Below are 19,803 nucleotides of genomic sequence, written 5' to 3' on the forward strand. Positions count from 1 at the left end.
CATGGTTTTTTGTCAAGACGTTTATGATGCTTGATGATAATTCAAAGGATGATATTGTTTTTAAGTACCTTGTCAATGATTTGCCAAAGACTGGTGTACGCTCTAGGGTGCGGCAAGGTGTCATGGATTTACCTAAAAATTATAAGCCCTATTGGGGGGCTGATTGGGGAGTGCTCGATGTTCAAACTACCTTCCTCTTTAATTGTGACGATAATGTATCTAAGAAAGTTATTGATAATGATACTGTGCTAGATGTTAGGTTCTGGCTATTGAGGGTGGCAACAAGCTTGCAGCTACTTATTCTTAAAATAAAGGGTGTTACTGGGGGTGTATTGAAGATACATTCTCATAGAGAAGCAAAGAATGGTGACTTTAAAATTTTAGTTAGCAGCAAAGGCTTCAAAATTAATTGGATGGTTAAATTTATTGTTAGGGTGGGGTTTTTACATGGGAGGAAAGTTGATCTAAAAAATGTCTCGTTGTCTGCCGTCTTTCGTAGTTTGGCGGGTTCTGCGAATGATGCTCTTAGGGATAATGACCGAAATTTATTTTCTGGTGCTGTGAATAAGCTGACTGAATGGCATTCGGAAATTTCTCATATGTTGTTGTTTAAGAATGATGGTGGATTTCTTGATAGTAGAATTGATTCGTGGGATTTAGAGTCAGGTGATAAGAGTTATTTAGATGAATTTCTTGGTTTATATTTGCAGCTTGGCCGGGATGCAATAGAAAAGATACCCATTAATTCTTATTTTTTAAAAGATGTAAATTATATGCATGTGAATGTATATAAACATGGCGGGAAAAGTGTCGACTATGAGATTGAAAGGCTGATGTCTGGCAGTCACGATATTTGGAGGTTGTTGGTTGATTGGTATTCATATGCATTGGAATCTAGTAACTCAAGGGTGATTGATAAATATCATAGACTTGTTGACAATTATTTTGAAGCTTGGGAACACTGGTTGTGGTATGTCGTACGCGAATTGGAAAGAAGTGATAATGAGAAAAGAATATATAGAATAGCAAATACTCACCTTAAACATTCAGCGTCTACCATAATTACTGCATTAAATTTTAATGATTTTCAGGCTGCCAATTGGTGCGTGGAAATGTTAAATGGATGGTTGGATCAACTGTGGGTTGGAGAGCAGTATTATGAGGCTGATTACCTATGGAATAGATGTCTTATTGACCCATCTCTACTTCAGGAGGAAAGTAATAATGCGGCTTGGATTGCTACACTTAATGGTAGAGAGTTTAATGGTGTAGGGGCGAGAAACATAGCATTTAAGAATGCTCACCTGGATATGAGGATATTGACAGCTTGTTATATTCTAAAAATTCCAAGAGATGATCAAAGTGACAAGTTGGTTAGGTGTGTTCGTAAGCTTCTCTCTGCAGAGAATCCACAGTCTTCAGGTTTTTTAATTAATCCCTATGTAGCGCTAACACCGGGTGATGTTCTGGGAGCTTTTATTAGGCATAAGGATTTTTGGGGGAATGGCTATAATTCATGGTTGTCATCTGTATTATCTCTATATGATAAATGTATTAGGGATGAAAGAACTGTTAATCGCATGCCTTTAGTGGAGAGGGATAGCTCCTTCAATGATATGAGAAGTGCTTATGTTGAAATTTGTATGTCGATGTCTGATACGGTTTGGCATCTTCCCGATGAGTGGGACAGAGTAATATTTTCTGACTTCTTTACATTGCAATATCGAGATGATGTTGTTTCGGAATTAAAAAAATGGATAGAAGAAGTCGATGAAGGTTGTACATATAAGTTGCTGGCTTCTGAGTGCATAGATGAGTATAGAGGTAATTTTATTACTTCTTTAGAGGGTATAATAGATAAAATAGAAAATAGTAGAGAGCAATTCCTAAGAGTTGAAAATGTAGATTTGAGGATTCTTAGGCAACTGGGAGAGGTGGGTTCCGAGATTTTTTGTTCGTCGAGGGGATTGAAATATCCTCTATTCTTGTTTGAGCATATAAACCTAGAAGGTAGTCTTGAAGATAGGTTTACTTTTGACAATGAGTGCCCCTATCCAAGGGAGTGGCTAGTTTTAGGTTCTCAGAAACTGAATGGCACTAATGCTTTACAACGAAGTAAGAAAAATGTAATGCATAGTGTTGGTGGTAATATACTCAGAGCTTTTCTGAATGTGGTTCCTCTTGAAGGTGCGAAGAGAAGTACGCCGGAATCTCTTCTAGGCTATACTAATTGGCTTTCAGGCGGTGTTCCTTGCCCTGTTCTATTTGTGGGTAATAGAACGATTCTCAATCTCCTTAGCCAGTCAAATGCTACTGATTTAGCAGATAGATATGATATTAGCTTTCAGGATGGATTTAGTGAAAATTACATTTGCCATATTGGCTCATGTGAAGTGTATAGACTGGGCATAGTTGATGTAGATTATTGCATATTTACCTCTAAAGAGATTTTTTATTCACTACAGCTTCATAAGGTATCAGATGACCAATATGTAGAATTTATGCCTTTGGTTGATGAGGAAAACTATTTAAAGAATGCAATAAGGTTGGTATACAGGATGGATGTGCAGCTAGATAATAATGTCCGAGTTCATAAGCTTGAGTTGGTTGAATAGATGGATCATTGTTGAATAGCGTTTGGGTTTTGTTTGTCAGCATAGTTGGCGTAAACCCTTGACTTTCTCTGTGCCAGAAATGTATAAAAACCCCATGCTGGGATAAATATGCAGATTCCCAGTGAAACGCTCCGAAGCCCGCTAAACGCGGGCTTTTTTGTGCCAGATTGTTTGAATGGCGCGCAAATCTGCATAGCTGTATATGTATACAGCTGTATGTATTGACAGTGCTTATGCCCGGGATTAGTATGTTCACAGCTGCTTTGGTTTTCATGCAGCGATCATCCTTTCTTTAAACCGGCCCCCCAGCCGGTTTTTTTATGTTAGTGGTTTGCGAGATGCTCACTCCTATTTTTAGGGCAGAGCAATAATCGAGGAGTGACACAAAAATAAACCTGCACGAACGTACCATTGGTGAGGGATATCTATGACTATTAGCTCAATGTTTACTTTTTAGGTTTAGGTTGCAATTCTGAATGAAGGTTTACACTTTATATCCTGGTTGACAAATGCCTTAAATCGCCTATAAGATGTATGTCATCTTCCAATGATGGCAAGGAGCAGGCCGGACTCTATGAATCGACATCCTTCAGAGGTACACAAAGATCTTACTGCTGAGCGAATCAATGAAGTTGGTCGCATTTTGGCGAAGGCTAGATTTGACAACCTCGAGGCGGTTGATGAAGAAAGAGACAGCGGTTGGTCTATTGGGTGCCGAGCACACGCTTGGTGCTGTAGTGAGCTGGTAAATCAGTCGTATAACATTCCGTATCTAACTATTAAAAACCCTAGCCTGAGATTTATTTTCAAAATTGGTCAAGTGGAAGTTAGCTTCTACAGAGGTGAAACTGGAAAACCGAAAAAAAATATATGCTCTCGTGCTCAGACATTTCCCGAGCTGAGACAGCTAGGGCTATTCAAAGATGTGGCAGTACCAGATAAGCTGGTTTGGACCTATGCAATCGAAACTGACTTGGAAGGAAAGACAACAAATATAGAATTTTTGGGCATGGGAGAGTCGGGGGATGTCTTTGCCTCTCACATCGTGCCAATACATCAGGTAGGTGCAGTAATTATGCCAATTAGTGAAAGTGAATCGGCTCCGGTTGAGCTTCCATCTGCAGCTGTTTCTCTCTCTATTGGTTCTGATGAGAAGGCGAAAGAAACAAATGAAAAAGGGCGAAATATTTCAGGGCGATAATTTAAGATTGTGCAGACTAATATCTGGACTCTCTCTAAATGACCTTGGAGATCGAGTAGGGACGACTCGACAGTATATTCAGCAGCTTGAAAAGGATAGTAAATCACCCGCGGATGATTTAGTCGAAGCCCTTGCATATGAGTTAAAAGTAAAGAGTGGTTTTTTCTATAAGCCAATTACTAATCATATAAAAGAAGAAGAGTGTCACTTTAGAAAGTTGAAAACCACCTTGGTGTCTGCTAGGAGGGAGTGCACAGCCAGGGCTACATTGATGAATCGGCTGGTTGACTCTTTGGATAATCAGCTGAATCTTCCAAACATTAATTTCCCTAACCTTGAAGCAGTTTCGTTGTATGACGCCGAAAAGGCGGCTTTGGAAAGTAGGAAGTATTGGAATCTTGGTGATGGCCCCATTAAGAGCATGATCCGAGTTTTGGAAAATGCTGGGGCTATAGTTGCTAGCTTTGGGAAAGTGTCTGAAAAGGTTGATGCTCTATCAGTCCACCGTAAACGTCCTATTGTTTTACTTAATGAAGAAAAATCAGCGCCACGTATACGAATGGATTTAGCTCACGAATGTGCGCACATTATTCTTCATAATGGAATAGAAACTGGAGATAAGGAAACTGAGGACCAGGCTGATTATTTTGCTAGTACTTTTCTGCTTCCGAGAGCGGCATTGTTGACAGGGTACGGTGCCAGTAAACGTTCCAGAATCGACTGGAACGCAATAAAAAATATTAAAATTAAATGGGGTGTAAGTTCCCGCTCGATTATCTATAGATTGAATCAGTTAGAGGTTATAACTCCGTCTCAGTATAGAATAGCCAATATACATTTGAGCAAGACAGGGCAAACCAAGAGTGAATGGTATGATGATGATGTTCCCAGAGAGCATCCAGAACTCTTGCCAAACAGTATACAACTCCTTGGTGAAACTTACGGCCACAGCTTTGGTGGACTTTTAGATAGTTTAGAAATTACGGATGACTTTCTTTCAAATTTAACTCAGCAATATAATTTGATCGATAGTTATAAGAACTCTTTCCTGAATGATGGAAAAGTTACAAATATTTCTGCTTATTTCTAACCCGGTTTCCTAGCATGTTGTAGGTCAGCATGTCTACAACCCTTCTTTGGGTAGCCCTTGCAATTCAAACTAATTCCAAGCCCGCTCAATGCGGGCTTTTTTATACCTGAAATTTGAGACTCCCATGTTCCAAAACGACCACTTCACAGAGTCGGAGTTGGCCTGTCGTTGCTGTGGCAAAAACCATTTCAAAGATGAAACGCTAAAGCGTCTGATTAAAGTCAGGGAGCGCTATGGCAAGCCAATGGTCATCAATTCCGGCTACCGCTGCCCAGCACACAATGCCCGACTGAATGCCACCATGACCCATGCCACCGGGCAGGCTATTGATATTCAGGTAGCTTCAGGCCGTGCTTATCGGTTAATCCAAATAGCCCAAGAGGAGGGTTTTACCGGTATAGGAGTAAAGCAGAAAGGTCAGTTTAAAAGGCGATTTCTTCACCTGGATGACCTTGAATCAATACCCGGCGAGCGCACCCGCCCTACAGTCTGGAGTTACTAATGGCTTTCGACCCACTATCGGCAATTTTTGAAACCGGCAAAATGGCTATTGAGCGTATATGGCCTGACCCAGTTAAGCGTGCAGAGGAAGTACGCAAGCTGGAGGAACTCAAGCAAAAGGGCAGCTTGGCAGAGCTAAATGCTCAGGTGCAGTTACTTCTCGGGCAGCTGGAAGTCAACAAAGCCGAGGCTCAGCACAAAAGCATATTTGTCGCCGGTTGGCGCCCCTGGATTGGCTGGGTTGGAGGTTTGGCTCTCGCCTATCAGTTTGTTCTGTATCCATTGCTCTGTTGGGTTTGGGCTATCTACAGCGCTAAGGGTTCAATACTTACAGGGGTGACTCCACCGCCAGTGCTAGAAACTGGTACGCTGTTCTCTATGATAACGGCCATGCTCGGGATAGGTGCCATGCGTTCATATGACAAAACGCATGGTACTCAGACGGACAAACTATAAATAGTGATTTTTAAGGGTTATCAGTTCATCAAGCTTTACTTTTGGGTTTATAGTTTTGCCAAATATCAGGGTATCTTTCCCAAGGAGGGGCTTCGGGACTGAACGCGCTATCAGGGTTAGCGGCATCTTGATACCAAAACTGTATTCGTTTCATGAAATCTGCGTCATTCCTGTTTCTATAGATAAATCTTATTTCTGCATATGTAATAACACGGTTTTTTAAACCTTCACCGAAGTCATACTGATACATTGTTTTTCTTTCAAATGGAAATTTTGCTTCTACCATACCTTCACCTTGTCCGGGTTTGGTAATTACGGCATTCCAATCCATATCATGGTCTATCGCAAAATGTATGAAGTGATGGTGTTTTACTAAGAACTCGATTCCAGCTTTGCTCTTTCTTCTGAACCTTTTGTTGTCAACAGATTCCTCCCCTGTTTGGGGTGGCTCTATACTGGAATCTTCTGATACAACACATTTATATTTCTCTTTACTACGACAGAAATTATTAAAGTCTTCATTTAAGTAATGACAATCGTGTACAGCAGTGCCGGTTAGTAATTGATCAAGCCATGCGACCGTATTTTTACTGGCAAAATCCTGCATGGTTCTTTGCGCTAGCTGTTGAATTAGCCTCGCTCTACTTCCCGAAAATCCATAAAAAAAGTCTCCAGAACAGTATCTTCTCCATGGCTCAGCGAATGGCATAGTAACTCTCCTTGTAAAAGCATAACTAGGTGGCATGAGTAGACTTTCACTCTAACTCTACAAACCTTGCTCTAACATGAATAATCTACTTGGATATCGCTTGGCTGATTTTAAGTTTTGGACACGATTTTTTAGACTTTGGTCATTTTTTAGAGAGAGAGCTGTAGAAATATGGGCACTTGAAGGCCTGTAATCGAAGTCCCTTTTGCCCTCAAAGCAAACCTTCTATCAATCAAATTTTGTAGAAAGTTAATTCTACCTGGTAAAGCCTATGACCCAAGCAGCAGAACATTGGCATCTCAGCAAAAGCATCTCTATCACTCAGATAGCCAGCATCATACTTTTAGCTGCTGGTTTATTTACCTGGGGCTCAGATGTAGAAAAACGGGTAGGGGAGAACGCACAGGCAATCAAGCACGAATCAGCTATGCGCGCCCTGGAGCAAAAACACATAGCTGAATTCAAAGATGAAATCAGAACCCGACTCCAGCGTATTGATAGCAAGTTGGAGCGGTTGATAGAGCGGGGGGAATAGTGGCAAGGCTGACCAGCTATAGGCAGGAGTTTGCTGAGCAGGCTGAAAAGCTCTGCAAGTTGGGTCTGACTGACAAGGAGTTAGGCGAATTCTTCGAGGTAACAGAGCAAACAATCAACAATTGGAAGAATAAGCATCCCGAATTTTTTGAGTCCATAAAAAGGGCAAAACTTTGGCTGATGCCAACGTGGTCGAGAGCCTCTTTCGAAGGGCCTGCGGCTATAGCCATGAAGCTGTAAAGATCATGCAGCACAACGGCAACCCTATCGTTCAGGAGTACACCGAGCACTACCCACCAGACACAACGGCCTGTTTAGCCTGGCTTCATAACCGGCAAAGAGAGAAATGGCAACGAAACCCTGACCCAGCCGGTGGCGGTGCCGACATACCACCGACAAAAGTCGTATTCGAGGTCAAGGATGCAAGAACGCGGGAGGGAAGTGAGAGCGGCTCTTAATGTTCCGCAAAGTCAGTTTTTAAACCTGCCGCACAAGTACCGGGCCTATGTTGCGGGGTTTGGATCCGGAAAGACTTGGGTAGGCTGTTCAGGACAGCTGGCCCACTTCTACGAGCACCCCAAGATTAACCAGGGTTACTTTGCTCCAACCTATCCACTAATCAGGGATATTTACTACCCCACCATCGGCGAAGTTGCCGAGACCATGGGGCTGCGGGTCAAGGTCAAGCGAGGCGACCACGAAGTAGAAGTGTACAGCGGTAGTCGTTACCGCGGCTCTGTTATCTGCCGCTCGATAGATGACCCGGCCAATATTGTCGGATTTAAAATCGGCCATGCCCTGGTTGATGAGCTGGACTTGCTTGCTGAGAAGAAAGCAGAGCAGGCCTGGCGGAAAATCATGGCGCGCATGCGCTACAAGGTTCACGGTGTCAAAAATGGCATCGATGTAACGACCACTCCGGAAGGGTTCAAGTTTGTCTATCGCCAGTTCGTAAAGGCGCTTCGAGATAAGCCGAAACTTAGAGAGCGTTACGGGTTAATTCAGGCCTCGACCTTCGACAATGAGTCGAACCTGCCTGATGACTATATCGATTCAATGCTTGAGGCCTATACGCCCGAGCTTATCCGGGCCTACCTCAATGGCCAGTTTGTAAACCTGCTTACCGGCACGGTCTATCACCAATTCGACCGCAAGCTTAATCACTGCAATGACTCGGTAAAAACCGGTGAGCCTTTATTCATCGGCATGGACTTCAATGTCGGCAAGATGGCGGCAATCACTCACGTAAAGCGTGACAGCAAGCCCCGCGCCGTCGATGAAATCCTTGAGGGCTACGACACCCCGGACATGATTCGAAGAATCAAAGAGCGGTATTGGGAATACAGAGACGGGGACTATCGGAAAACTTGCGAGGTGCGCATTTATCCGGATGCCTCTGGTGATTCCCGCAAGTCAGTGAACGCCAGCACTACTGATTTGGCTTTATTGAGAAATGCCGGGTTTTCAGTACATGCGCCAAAGGCTAATCCCCCAGTGAAAGATCGAGTTAACGCAATGAACGCGATGTTTTGCAATGCCAAGGGTGAGCGCCGCTACTTGGTGAATACCGATAAGTGCCCAGGTTATTCGGACTGCTTAGAGCAACAACCCTGGGCAGAGAATGGCGAGCCAGATAAAACCGGTGGTCTCGACCATGCACCAGACGCTGGTGGCTACTTCATTCACCACGATTACCCACTCATCAAACCAGCATTAACAATCAACATAGGAATGGCCTACTAATGGCAAATGACGTTACCTATCAGCGCGACGACTTCACCAAGGCGCTGCCAGACTGGACTCTGATTGATGATATCTGTGCGGGTGAGCGGGTTATTAAGGCTAAGGGCACCACCTATTTACCCATGCCCAACCCAAAGGACCAGAGTGAAGCAAATAGAGCTCGCTATCTGCAGTACACAGACAGGGCAGTTTTCTATAACGCAACCGGTCGCACGTTGCAGGGCCTGGTTGGTGCCGTATTTCGTCGAGCGCCAACAGTTGATATCCCGGCAGGTCTGGAATACCTGACTTCAGATGCTAATGGCAATGGGGTAAGCATCTACCAGCAGTCTCAGTCTGTGGTTGCTGCGGTGCTTAAGTCTGGCCGGCGCGGGCTACTGGTGGATTACCCCAAAACTGAAAGGCAAACCTCCAAGGCAGAACAGCAAGCCGGCCTAGTACGCGCATCGATAGTGAGCTATCCCGCTAATCAGATTATCAACTGGCGGACCATCAAGGTTGGCGGTGTTCACCGGCTGGGGCTGGTTGTTATCCGTGAGAGCTATGAAGAGGTTACTTCGGACGGTTTTGGCATAGAAGAGAAAACTCAGTACCGCGCACTCAAGCTGATTGATGGTCGCTACACAGTGGAGATATGGCGCAGTGGAAACACTGGCACCTGGGTTATTCACGATACTTACACACCGTTAGATGGAGTAGGGAAGGCCTGGGACATTATCCCGTTTACCTTTGTTGGTGCCGAGAACAATGATTCGAGTATCGATCGGTCCCCATTGTTAGACCTGGCAAACCTCAACAAAGCCCATTACCGCAACTCAGCAGACTATGAGGATTCAGCGTTTTTCGTCGGTCAGGCGCAGCCTTGGATTTCTGGATTAACTGAGAACTGGCGTGACCATATGGAGAAGCAGGGCATTTATATTGGCTCCCGCTCTCCAATTTTGCTTCCCGAAGGCGGTGCCTTTGGATTTGCTCAAGTTGAACCTAATACCCTGGTCAAAGAAGCAATGGACCAGAAAGAAAAGCAAATGGTCGCCTTGGGTGCTCGCTTAATTGAGCGGGGTTCAGCAGTTAAGACGGCCACTGAAGCACAAGCCGAAAATGAATCAGAGCATTCGGTTTTGTCCCTGGTCGCCGAGAACGTCAGTGAGGCTTACACCCAGGCTATTCAATGGGTAGCCCAGTTCCAGAATGTACAGGCTGATACCGAGTACAAACTCAACCAGGACTTTGCTGAATCCAATCTTGATGCGCAGATGCTCACAGCTCTAGTGAATGCTTGGCAATCTGGCCGCTTACCGAGTTCTGACCTGTGGACGAACCTCCGAAAGCATGGGGTTATTGATGCAGAGAAGACTGATGAAACGATTCGTGAAGAGCTTGATAGTGAGGAGCCTGAGCCGGGGTTAAACGATGAGTGAAGCGCTCGCCACTTCAACCACGCGCCACGCCGTTTACCTGGAGCGGCTGAAGTCCGGTGAGGTAAATCAGTTTGCGGCCTTCCTGCAGCAGATAGACCGCTCCATAAAGCAGCGTTTATCCAGTCACGACTTAACTGAATTCTCTCGCACTCGGCTGGAAAAGTTGCTCGCTGTTGTTGATAGCGACTTGGCAGAGATATTTAGCAAGTACTACGACCAGCTTGCCGGCCACCTGCTGGACCTGGCTGAGTATGAATCAGAATTTGAGGTCCGAAACTTACAGGCTGCACTGATTGCCGGGGTTGAGAATGTAATTCCTGCGCCCGTACAGGTTCGCGCTGCCGTGCTTTCTACGCCGCTCTCTGTGCGTGGTCCTGATGGCGGGCAGCTAATTGAGCCATTTATCAAGGGCTGGACCAGTAGCGAACGAAAGCGGGTTAGCGGAGCTATACGGCAGGGCTTCTTCGAGGGGCAAACAACTCTCCAGATTATTCGTAACATTCGGGGATCCAAAGCCAACAAGTACCGCGATGGAATTCTGGCAATAACCCAACGCAATGCCGATGCGATAGTTCGCACAGCAATAGCCCATACAGCTACCACTGCACGAATGGAGACGCTGCAGAACAATGCCGACTTGCTGGAAGGGCTGCGCTGGGTATCCACCTTGGATAGCCGTACGTCAATTCAGTGTCGCAGCCTGGATAATGAGGTTTTCCCCCTCGATAAGGGGCCGCGCCCACCGGTGCACATACGCTGCCGCAGTACAGTAATTGCGGTCCTAAAGGAAAAGTACCGGGCATTAAGTGAGGGCGCCACACGGGCCAGTAAGGACGGCTATGTCGATGCTGGCCTGACTTATTACCAGTGGCTCAAGAAGCAGCCCCTTAGTTTCATACAAGATGCCATTGGCCCCACCCGGGCAAAACTTCTCATCGAAGGAGGGCTCACTGCAGAGCGCTTTGCAGCGTTAAACCTGGGGCGTAACTTTAAACCTCTCACTCTGGCAGAAATGAAACTGAAAGAGCCAATCGCATTCGAGCGGGCAGGCCTCTAAATACCAAATTAATAACTGGGCTCGCTTCGGCGGGCCTTTTTTGTATCTGCCGTTTACTCGGCAAGTAATAGGGGCTGTGCCCCGAAAAAAGGAGCAGTGCTCAAATGTTAAAGAAGCGTATCAGCGACCTCAGTGAGGTCGAAGAGCAGTATCGCGGCCTCTATGAGAAAAGTGGCGACGGTTTTGTTCTGAAAATTGAGGGAGATGAAGAAGACCGTTATCGAGCCAAGCATGAAGAGGCAGAACGCCATCGCAAAGCCGCTGAAAAAAAGGTCAGTGACCTGGAAACCAGCATGGGCGAACTGCAAAACAGCTTGGATGATTTGAAGAACGGCAAGCATCGTGAGAGCGGCGATATTGAGGCCCTAGAGAAGAGCTGGCAGGCCAAGTATGACCGACTCAAGGCTGACATGGACCAGGCAGTAAGTGAGCGTAATGGCTGGCTCAGTGAGCAAATGGTATCCGGGGTTGCTGGTTCGATTGCTTCAGATATTGCAGTTCAAGGTAGTGCACAGGCTCTTATTCCTCACCTTGAGCGCCGTTTGTCTATGGAGGTTCGTGACGGCAAACCGACAACCGTTGTGCTGGATGATTCTGGTAAGCCGAGTGCTATGACGGTTGCAGAACTACAGCAAGAATTTTCCAGTAATTCGGTATTTGCGCCGTTGATTGTTGGAAGTAAAGCCTCAGGCGGCGGTGCTGCCGGTGGCGGGGGAGGCGGTGCCTCCAAGAAGTTTTCGGATTTGTCCGAAAAAGAACGTGTGGAGCTGTATCAACGTAACCCGGAGGAATATCGCCGGGCACGCGATGCAGGTTAATCGCCAACCTAAAGGTTAAAAATTATGTTAACCCAACTATCCGATGTTGTTATCCCGGAAGTATATTCCGATTATCAGGCCGAAAATGGACCTGAAAAAACAGTATTTTTCCAGTCTGGTGTTGCTGTTCGCAATGCAATGCTGGACCAGAAAGCGAACTCTGGCGGTGATACGCTGAATGTTCCTTTCTGGAGAGATCTGGACGCTTCTGTCGAGCCCAATTACAGCACTGACAACCCGGCCCAGAAGGCTTCGCCGCAAAAAGTTGTTGCGGGCAAGCAGGTCGCACGCATGGCCTACATTAACCAGGGTTATAGCTCTGCGGATCTGTCCGGAGAAATCGCTGGTTCCGATCCGATGCAGCGTGTTCGTAATCGATTTGGCACTTATTGGATGCGTCAGTGGCAGCGCCGAGTAATCCCAGTCCTCAATGGCATCCTTGCAGATAACATCGCTAACGATGATGCGGATATGGTCGAGGATATCGCCATTGAAGATGGTAACAACGCAGGCGCAAGTAATGTGTTTAGCCGTACAGCCTTTACCGGTGCGGCTTTTACCCTTGGTGATCGGTTCGAATCTACCTCTGCCATTGGTGTCCACTCGATGGTCTACAAGCGCATGGTGGATAATGACGATGTGGAATTTGTCCCTGATTCAAAGGGTAATCTAACAATTCCGACTTTCCTTGGTCGCCGTGTCATTCTCGATGACGGTATGCCGGTTATAGCAGGCGGTACTAGCGGGTTTAAATACACCTCTGTCTTGTTTGGTGCGGGTGCCCTCGGTTATGGCGAGGGCCAAGCAAAAACTCCGGTGGAGCTTGAGCGTGCAGCCAGCGAGGGCAATGGCGGCGGTGTGGAAACTCTATGGGAGCGCAAGAGCTGGCTGATACATCCGCTCGGCTTTAAGTGGTTGGAGGCTTCTGTTTCTGGAGTGAGTCCTACTTGGGCAGAACTCGCCATGCCAAGCAACTGGGACCGGGTTATTGATCGTAAAAATGTGCCCCTGGCTTTCCTAATCACTAACGGCTAATCCGTGCCGGGGTTCGCCCCGGTCTTTCCTGGAGATATCCATGCCCAGTATTAAAGAACTTCTGGCCAGTGCCAGCCGAATAGACCGCGGCATTGCTGCTAAAGCGAAAGAAGTGACAATAGCCGCCTCTGATTTCCTGGTATCCGCCGAATCGCCCAAAGTCCCTGTTAAAGTTATACAGGATGATGAAGAGGGTTTTGTTGTTGAGTTGGAAGGCATCCAATTCGCACTGGCACGAAATCAAGTGCGCGAAGACGGGACTCTTACATCCGGAGGCTTGAAGGTATTTGAGTCTGCCAAATCTGAGCTTACAGGCGACTAATCCATGGCCCTGACGATAGAAGATGGCACCGGTACTAATCCGAATGCCAATAGCTATGCCAGCGTGCAAGACCTGCGCGACTATGCGGGTGTGCGTGGCGTAGACCTGTCTGCGCTATTGGATGAGCAGTGCGAGCCGCTTCTTATCAGGGCCATGGATTTCTTAGAAGGCAAGAGAGATCGGTACAAGGGGTACATTTCAACGCAAGGCCAGCCCTTACAGTGGCCCCGCTCTGATGCTTGGGGAATTTCCTATCCGGATGCACTTTTCCCAAGTAATGAGATTCCGCGTGAGTTGGTGTATGCACAGTTGGCCCTGGCAATTGAGGCGAGAGAGAACGACTTGCAGCCCAACCGGCTACCAACCGATACCGGTCCGATAATCAAAGAGCGTGTAGAGGGGGCGGTAGATGTGGCCTATGCCGCGCCTGTACAACAACAGTTTACCCCCGCTTTTGCCAAGGTCGACGCTCTGCTTGCTCCACTCCTTAAAAACAACGGGCTTTTCCTAGTCCGGACCTAATCTATGAGCGACTTCTACAACCGTATGGCCGATACGGCTCTACGGCTTATTGCGCGTTTTGGTTCTGAACAAATCCTTCATGACATTATTCCGGGTGTATCTGATCCGGTTACCGGGCAGAGCTCAGGCGATACCCCCATAAATCAACCCGTCCAAGTGATTCTGCAGGACTACAACCTCAAAGAATCCGGCTTGATGTATGCAGAGGGCCAGAGCATTCAGCAAGGTGACAAAAAACTCATCATCGCTGCAGCTGGCTTGAAGTGGGCTCCAACCCTTACCACTGAAGCTGAGATTAACGGGGTTAAGTGGCAGGTGGTTAACATTAAAGAAGCCAATCCTGCAGGAACTCCATTGGTTTACTTCTGCCAGGTGCGCAAATGAAATTTTCAGCGAGCTTAAAACAATTCAATGAAGATGCCTTGGCCGAGGCTGATCGCTTATATCGGGCAACAAATATCGAGCTGTTTAACTCTGTTATTCGCGATACGCCGGTTGATACAGGTCGGGCTCGCGGCAATTGGCAGACGACTGTCGGCACTCCTGCTCAGAGCTCAAGCTTGCGGTTGGATAGGTCAGGTGCTGAGGCCCAGGCAGAGGTAATTCAGAATGTTAGCGGCCTGGACAAAGTGAATTATCTAATCAACAACTTGCCGTATATCCAGCCTCTGGAATATGGTCATTCAAAGCAGGCCCCAGCGGGTATGGTTCGCCGCAATGTCTTACGCATTAAATCGATCATCCGACGAATAATCAGATAATCCATGTACAGCAAAATCTATTCGGCCCTGGTGCAGCACTATGTATCGGGCGGGTTCGGCTTGCCTACTGGTTATGAAAATGACGGGTTTGAGCCGGATGTGGGTACACCTTATGCGGCCGTGTACAACCTGCCTGCAGATAGTTATCAGGACACTGTTGGCGAGATAGGCAGGGATGAGCGGGTAGGCATATTTCAGATCAGCATTTTCTATCCGGTAGGAAAAGGGCGAGGGGATGCCCTAGCAAAAGCGGATCAAATTCTCATGCACTTCAAAGCCGGTTCCTTTCCGGAGTACTCCGGCCAAATCGTAACTATTCAATCTTCAACCATCTCACCTGGAAGGGTGGCAGATGGCTGGTATCAGCTCGATATAAGCGCGGCTTGGTCCGCAACCACTTTACGTTAGGAGCACACAAATGGCAGACGGCAGCCAACATTCAATGGCCTACGTGGCAGAGCTTACCTATGGCGTCACTCCAGCTTCGCCCGGGTTTAAAGCAATCCGAAACAAAGGAACCACTCTCGCTCTGACCAAAGAGGGGTCAGCAGATGAAGAGCTCCGCAATGATCGCCAAATCACCGACTACCGACACATGAACAAGAGTGTCGCTGGCGATATTAATATCAACCTTTCCTATGGATCCTTTGATGACCTTCTTGAAGGAGTAACCATGGGAACCTGGACCAATGACAAATTGATCGTCGGCAAGACCCGCCGAAGTTTCACCATTGAGCGAAAATTTGGGGACATTGCCGATAAGCCATATCACCGCTACACGGGTTGCGAGGTAAACACCTTGAATCTCACTGTAGCGCCTGGAGCCCGGGTGAGTGGTAGTTTGGGAGTTGTTGGTAAAGATATGACCCCAGAGGCTGCTTCCTTGTCTGGCTCGACTTATGAGGGTGAAACAACCACGCAGGTTTTTGACTCTTTTAAAGGTGTAATCAGGGAAGGCTTAACTGGCTTGGCAGTGGTGACCGAAGTAACTCTCACGCTAGAGAATGGCCTTGAATCGCGATATGTCGTTGGCAGTGATACCACAATCCAGCCTGGGGTAGGGCGTTCAAATATCACCGGCCAGCTATCGGCTTACTTTGAGAATTCAGTACTACTTGAGAAGTTCTTAAATGAGCAGAGTTCCAGCTTGGAATTTAGCTTAGTTGATGCTGCTGGCAACTCTTATGTCTTCACCCTTCCAAAAATTAAATATACCGGTGGCCAAGTAGATGTATCCGGTGAGGGTGCAATTATTTTACCTCTGCCTTTCCAGGCGGTGTACGACGAAACCGCAGGTACAAATTTAAGCATCGAGAGGATTTCAGCCTAATGAAAGCCAGTGATTTTTATACCCGGGAGAAAGGGAATAAGGGGGTTAAATTCCCACTTTATACTCCCGAAGGCAAAGCCACAGAACATTATTTGGAAATCCTCAGTGTTGACTCAGATGCATTTCAGATGGCTCAGTCAGAAATGCAGCGTGACCTTGCAACTGCCAATCTGGAAGAGGATAAGGAGAAGCGATTTGAGCTTGTGCGAGAGGCTAAAGTTGCAGCAGCGGCGGCATTGGTTATTGGCTGGTCTCTTGAAGATAATTTTAACCAGGCGGCCGCTAAGGAGCTATTAGTTGAGGCACCACAATTAGTTGACCAGATTGATCGCGCAGCCAGCAACCGTGCACTTTTTTCGCCAGCGGCAGCAAGTCTTCATCGACTGGGCCTGTTGCCAGTTCAAACTCGACAAGATCCCGAAAGGGTGCAAAGAAAGCCTCCGCCAGCAACTCCAGCAGGTCCAAAAAACAACAGGTATAACACCGCCGGAACTTAAGGCCGAACAACCCCCTGATGGCCTGATTTATCTCTTCCACTACTACCGCGAGATCCGCGGAACCGAACCGCTCACTTTCACCGAGATTCAGAACTGGAGCCAGCTCACTCAGCGCAATATATCTGCGTGGGAAGTCTCTGTAATTCGTGCTCTCGATATTAATTACTGGGCTATTCAAAATGCCGATTGATCAAATTGCTCGCCTGGGTATCCGTGTAGAGGCGGAAGGGCCGGATTCTGCCCGCCGAAAGTTGGATGCGATGGAGCGCTCTGGTGCAAAAGCTGAAAGGACTGTTGAGAGCCTTGGGCGCAGTAGTGGTGAAGCTAGTGGCCGTATCCAGAGTATGGCCACGAGTAGCAACCTCCTGGCTGGGGCTCTAGCTTCAGTCGCTGCAGGTCTGTCTATCCGAGAAATAGCGAGATACACAGATACTTGGACCAATCTTACAAACCGACTGAGATTGGTAACTGACACTACCCAAGAGCTGGCAGATGTTCAGCAAAGCCTGGTTGAGATAGCTTTTGAAACTCGTGGCTCCTTGGATTCTACTGCTGTTTTGTATCAGCGCTTGGCGCAGTCTGGTGGCCACCTATTCAACAGCCAGGAGGAAATTCTGGGAGTTACCAAGACCATTAACCAGGCCATGCTGGTGTCTGGTGCATCAGCCCTGGAAAGCGCTGGAGCGTTGCGCCAACTAGCTCAGGGTCTCGCCTCCGGTGTTCTTCGAGGGGATGAGTTTAATTCCGTAATGGAGAATGCCCCACGCCTACAAAAGGCACTGGTGGACTATCTGGGGCTAACCAGCGATGCCGCAGGGGCTGCCAATGGCAAGTTGCGGGAAATGGCTGCAGATGGCGAACTGAGCGCGGAAACTCTGGTAAAGGCATTCCAGGCGGCGGCCAAAGATATCGACAAAGAAGCCTCGCAGATGAATACCGCCATCGGCCAGAGCTTGGAGCAGTTGACCTCAGGCGTTACTGCAGCAATTGGTCAGCTTGATGGTGTGTCCGGTGCTTCAGGGGCTGTTGCTGGCTCTATTACTGGCCTTGCTAAAGTCCTCAAGGATTTTGCAAATGATGCGGAGGCTGTTCGCGATGTAGCGGGCGGCATGGAATTCGCATTTACCGCAGTTGCCGCAATCCTCGCTGGAAAGTTCGCGGGCGCTATTAGCAAGCAAGTTGTTCAGATGGGTCTACTGAATGCGGCCACTTACAAAACCACAATTCAAACCAATGCGCTTGGCCAAGCTATTGGTCGTACTACGATAGCAACTCGTGCTGCGACTGTTGCTACCACAGGGTTGCGTACTGCTCTTGCTTTTCTTGGTGGACCAGTGGGTGTTATTGCTTTGGCTACCACCGCATTGATTGCCTGGAATGCGGCACAGCCAACTGCCGAAGAGAAAGCTGAAAGCCTTAAAGGGAAAATTGATGAGCTGACTCAAAGTTGGTATGAGCTCACAGAAGCCCAGCGGATAAATAGAGAGCAGAAGATACAAGACAGAAGGGATGAGCTTCAGGCTGAGTTGGATAGGTTAATTAAAGAGCGTGACACCATGAGGGATGGTGGATTTGATCCTAATGCGCGCTTTAGCTATCAGCTCCCAGGCAGAAATGCTGAAAAAGTAAAGGAGTTAAATGAGGAGATAGAAAGGGCGGCCAACAACCTAAATGAAATCGATCGAAGGATAGCTGAAATCGGCAAACCGAAATCGCTCACCGATGGTGGAGAGCCCTTATCCCTCTCTCCAATAAATGCCCCACAAAGCCTAAGTTCTACCAGCGTAAAAGATGACCTTCCAGCCCTAGAGCGAGCACTCCAGGAGCAATTCGAACGCACGGTCCAAAAGCGACTGGATACGGTAAATAACCTGCGCCAGAGCCTAATGACAGAGGAAGAGGCCATTGCTGAAAGTTACCGGCGCCGCAATCGAATTATTGAAGAAAATGTGCATGATCCAGAGAAGCGTGAAGAGCTTTTGCAGCGTAGCAAGGAGCAGCTTGATGAGGAAATTGATGCTCGCCTTCAAGGTCTAAGGGAATCATGGCTCACAGAAAATGAACTTCTTCAAGTTCGGCACGATGAAGAAATGGAAATCCTCGACCAGGGTTACATCTCTAAACGAGAACTATTGGCTGAGCATCTAGAAGCTACCCGGGCAACTGAAGAAGAATCTCGCCAAGCCAGTTTGGCGCTCGAAGGTGAGTATCAGCGCAACCTAACTTTTCTGGAATCCAAGCACGCTAAAGACCGTGAAAAGCTCGAGCAGAAAAGCTCAAGGAAGCGAGTGGGTATTATCACGGGGACATTGCAGGAAATCCTCTCGTATGTAGACAGCAATAACCGTACTGTTTTTTTAATGCAGCGTGGATTGGCAGCCGCACAAGCAGTTATTAATGCAGAAGCTGCTGCTGTGGCCGCACTGGCCCCACCACCGTTAGGGCTTGGACCTGTCGCTGGAGCTGGCTTGGCTACCGCTGTTAAGGCTAAGGGTTATTTGTCAGCTGCCGCTATCGCTGCCACAGCTATTAGCGGAGGTGGTGGCAGCTCTACAAGCTCAGGAGCAACAGCATCCAGCAGCTTGACCTCACCCACTGCACCGCTGGCCTCAAATGATCAGATCTCAACCAGCACTGAGCAACAAACTGGAACTCAGGTCATTTTCAATATTGATGGCGATGTAAATAGCGATAACGCCGAGAGTTTAGTAGAGAAATTCAAAGAGCTGATTAATGAACAAGATGTCGTAATCATAAATGCAGATTCTCGTCAGGCCCAGGAGCTGGCCGGTTAATTCAAGGACCACATATGCCAAGTATTAGTTACACCCCGACACGAGAGTTGGTAGACGGTACTAGCGGGTCTCTCTCTTTTACTGCGACAAGATGCAATCGCACTCCAAAATCTACTGGTAAAGAGCACACAGCCCTATCCGGAAATACCGAAAGTGTTCTGTATCGGCGAGATATTGAATGGCAAATATCAGTTTCGCCATTCTTCGAAAACCAGTTGCAGTTATGGAGAGAGTTTGAGGCGAGCTGTGCCAATGGTGAAGCATTTGAACTGGATACTTCAGATATTCCAGGAGGCAGAGAGACCGCTGTATGCCGATTAAAGCGTAACGGTTTCCGTGAGATGCGGCAGGGTGCGTTTGAGTTCTATGTGACGTTTACAGCTATTGAGGTGTAGG

General features: G+C 47.3%; 23 protein-coding genes. 22 read left to right on the forward strand and 1 reads right to left on the reverse strand.

The annotated features are described in order from the left end of the window. Positions 1–23 precede the first annotated feature (23 nt). From P3339_RS08045 to P3339_RS08065, 5 genes are all read left to right on the forward strand, one after another. Positions 24–2,615, forward strand: coding sequence for a hypothetical protein (locus tag P3339_RS08045; protein ID WP_282952966.1), 2,592 nt, complete (start codon positions 24–26; stop codon positions 2,613–2,615). A 574-nt stretch (positions 2,616–3,189) separates the two neighbouring features. Beyond that, positions 3,190–3,816 carry a hypothetical protein gene (locus P3339_RS08050; protein WP_282952967.1) on the forward strand — a complete coding sequence of 209 codons (627 nt, stop codon included), beginning with the start codon at positions 3,190–3,192 and terminating at the stop codon, positions 3,814–3,816. After that, positions 3,785–4,906, forward strand: a complete 1,122-nt coding sequence (locus P3339_RS08055; RefSeq protein WP_282952968.1) for a helix-turn-helix domain-containing protein — start codon at positions 3,785–3,787, stop codon at positions 4,904–4,906. Before P3339_RS08050 ends, P3339_RS08055 begins: the two co-directional genes overlap by 32 nt. Positions 4,907–5,030: 124 nt before the next feature. Continuing rightward, complete coding sequence (locus tag P3339_RS08060; protein ID WP_282952969.1) at positions 5,031–5,408, forward strand: D-Ala-D-Ala carboxypeptidase family metallohydrolase; 378 nt, start codon at positions 5,031–5,033, stop codon at positions 5,406–5,408. Next, positions 5,408–5,863: a 3TM-type holin gene (locus tag P3339_RS08065; protein ID WP_282952970.1), complete on the forward strand. Its 456-nt coding sequence runs from the start codon at positions 5,408–5,410 to the stop codon at positions 5,861–5,863. The genes P3339_RS08060 and P3339_RS08065 overlap by 1 nt, the downstream gene beginning before the upstream one ends. Before the next feature lie 28 nt (positions 5,864–5,891). Here the strand turns inward: P3339_RS08065 and P3339_RS08070 are convergent, their stop codons facing one another. Next, a complete protein-coding gene (locus P3339_RS08070; protein WP_282952971.1) occupies positions 5,892–6,572 on the reverse strand; it encodes a hypothetical protein in 681 nt (226 codons plus the stop codon). Positions 6,573–6,843: 271 nt separating this feature from the next. Between P3339_RS08070 and P3339_RS08075 the strand changes: the two genes are divergently transcribed. The 17 genes from P3339_RS08075 to P3339_RS08150 all read left to right on the forward strand — a co-directional run bounded on the left by P3339_RS08075 (position 6,844) and on the right by P3339_RS08150 (position 19,802). Next, on the forward strand, positions 6,844–7,107 hold the full coding sequence (locus P3339_RS08075; RefSeq protein WP_282952972.1) for a hypothetical protein: 264 nt from the start codon (positions 6,844–6,846) through the stop codon (positions 7,105–7,107). Positions 7,108–7,294: 187 nt separating this feature from the next. Beyond that, on the forward strand, positions 7,295–7,564 hold the full coding sequence (locus tag P3339_RS08080) for a hypothetical protein (protein ID WP_282952973.1): 270 nt from the start codon (positions 7,295–7,297) through the stop codon (positions 7,562–7,564). Further along, positions 7,548–8,849, forward strand: coding sequence for a terminase large subunit domain-containing protein (locus tag P3339_RS08085; RefSeq protein WP_282952974.1), 1,302 nt, complete (start codon positions 7,548–7,550; stop codon positions 8,847–8,849). Before P3339_RS08080 ends, P3339_RS08085 begins: the two co-directional genes overlap by 17 nt. Beyond that, complete coding sequence (locus tag P3339_RS08090; protein WP_282952975.1) at positions 8,849–10,270, forward strand: DUF4055 domain-containing protein; 1,422 nt, start codon at positions 8,849–8,851, stop codon at positions 10,268–10,270. The genes P3339_RS08085 and P3339_RS08090 overlap by 1 nt, the downstream gene beginning before the upstream one ends. Next, complete coding sequence (locus P3339_RS08095; protein WP_282952976.1) at positions 10,263–11,327, forward strand: minor capsid protein; 1,065 nt, start codon at positions 10,263–10,265, stop codon at positions 11,325–11,327. Before P3339_RS08090 ends, P3339_RS08095 begins: the two co-directional genes overlap by 8 nt. A gap of 104 nt (positions 11,328–11,431) precedes the next feature. Next, complete coding sequence (locus tag P3339_RS08100) at positions 11,432–12,145, forward strand: hypothetical protein (RefSeq protein WP_282952977.1); 714 nt, start codon at positions 11,432–11,434, stop codon at positions 12,143–12,145. Positions 12,146–12,169: 24 nt separating this feature from the next. After that, on the forward strand, positions 12,170–13,180 hold the full coding sequence (locus P3339_RS08105) for a major capsid protein (protein WP_282952978.1): 1,011 nt from the start codon (positions 12,170–12,172) through the stop codon (positions 13,178–13,180). A gap of 40 nt (positions 13,181–13,220) precedes the next feature. Next, positions 13,221–13,502: a hypothetical protein gene (locus P3339_RS08110; RefSeq protein ID WP_282952979.1), complete on the forward strand. Its 282-nt coding sequence runs from the start codon at positions 13,221–13,223 to the stop codon at positions 13,500–13,502. A gap of 3 nt (positions 13,503–13,505) precedes the next feature. Continuing rightward, positions 13,506–14,024: a DnaT-like ssDNA-binding protein gene (locus tag P3339_RS08115; RefSeq protein ID WP_282952980.1), complete on the forward strand. Its 519-nt coding sequence runs from the start codon at positions 13,506–13,508 to the stop codon at positions 14,022–14,024. Between the two features lie 3 nt (positions 14,025–14,027). Continuing rightward, entirely contained in the window at positions 14,028–14,408 is a 381-nt protein-coding gene (locus tag P3339_RS08120; protein ID WP_282952981.1) for a hypothetical protein, read from the forward strand. After that, a complete protein-coding gene (locus tag P3339_RS08125) occupies positions 14,405–14,785 on the forward strand; it encodes a hypothetical protein (protein WP_282952982.1) in 381 nt (126 codons plus the stop codon). Before P3339_RS08120 ends, P3339_RS08125 begins: the two co-directional genes overlap by 4 nt. 3 nt (positions 14,786–14,788) lie before the next feature. Beyond that, entirely contained in the window at positions 14,789–15,193 is a 405-nt protein-coding gene (locus tag P3339_RS08130; protein WP_282952983.1) for a phage tail terminator-like protein, read from the forward strand. Positions 15,194–15,203: 10 nt separating this feature from the next. Then, positions 15,204–16,115: a phage tail tube protein gene (locus P3339_RS08135; protein ID WP_282952984.1), complete on the forward strand. Its 912-nt coding sequence runs from the start codon at positions 15,204–15,206 to the stop codon at positions 16,113–16,115. Next, positions 16,115–16,612 (forward strand): hypothetical protein, encoded by a 498-nt coding sequence (locus P3339_RS08140; protein WP_282952985.1) that lies wholly within the window; start codon positions 16,115–16,117, stop codon positions 16,610–16,612. Before P3339_RS08135 ends, P3339_RS08140 begins: the two co-directional genes overlap by 1 nt. Before the next feature lie 22 nt (positions 16,613–16,634). Next, positions 16,635–16,802, forward strand: a complete 168-nt coding sequence (locus tag P3339_RS23785) for a phage tail assembly chaperone (RefSeq protein ID WP_444902625.1) — start codon at positions 16,635–16,637, stop codon at positions 16,800–16,802. Next, entirely contained in the window at positions 16,792–19,407 is a 2,616-nt protein-coding gene (locus P3339_RS08145; RefSeq protein WP_282952986.1) for a tape measure protein, read from the forward strand. Before P3339_RS23785 ends, P3339_RS08145 begins: the two co-directional genes overlap by 11 nt. Before the next feature lie 14 nt (positions 19,408–19,421). Continuing rightward, the gene (locus P3339_RS08150) at positions 19,422–19,802 is read left to right on the forward strand and encodes a hypothetical protein (RefSeq protein ID WP_282952987.1); all 381 of its coding nucleotides are present in this window, start codon (positions 19,422–19,424) and stop codon (positions 19,800–19,802) included. Position 19,803 lies beyond the last annotated feature (1 nt).

Source organism: Microbulbifer sp. MLAF003, assembly GCF_030012965.1.
Lineage (GTDB): Bacteria > Pseudomonadota > Gammaproteobacteria > Pseudomonadales > Cellvibrionaceae > Microbulbifer > Microbulbifer variabilis.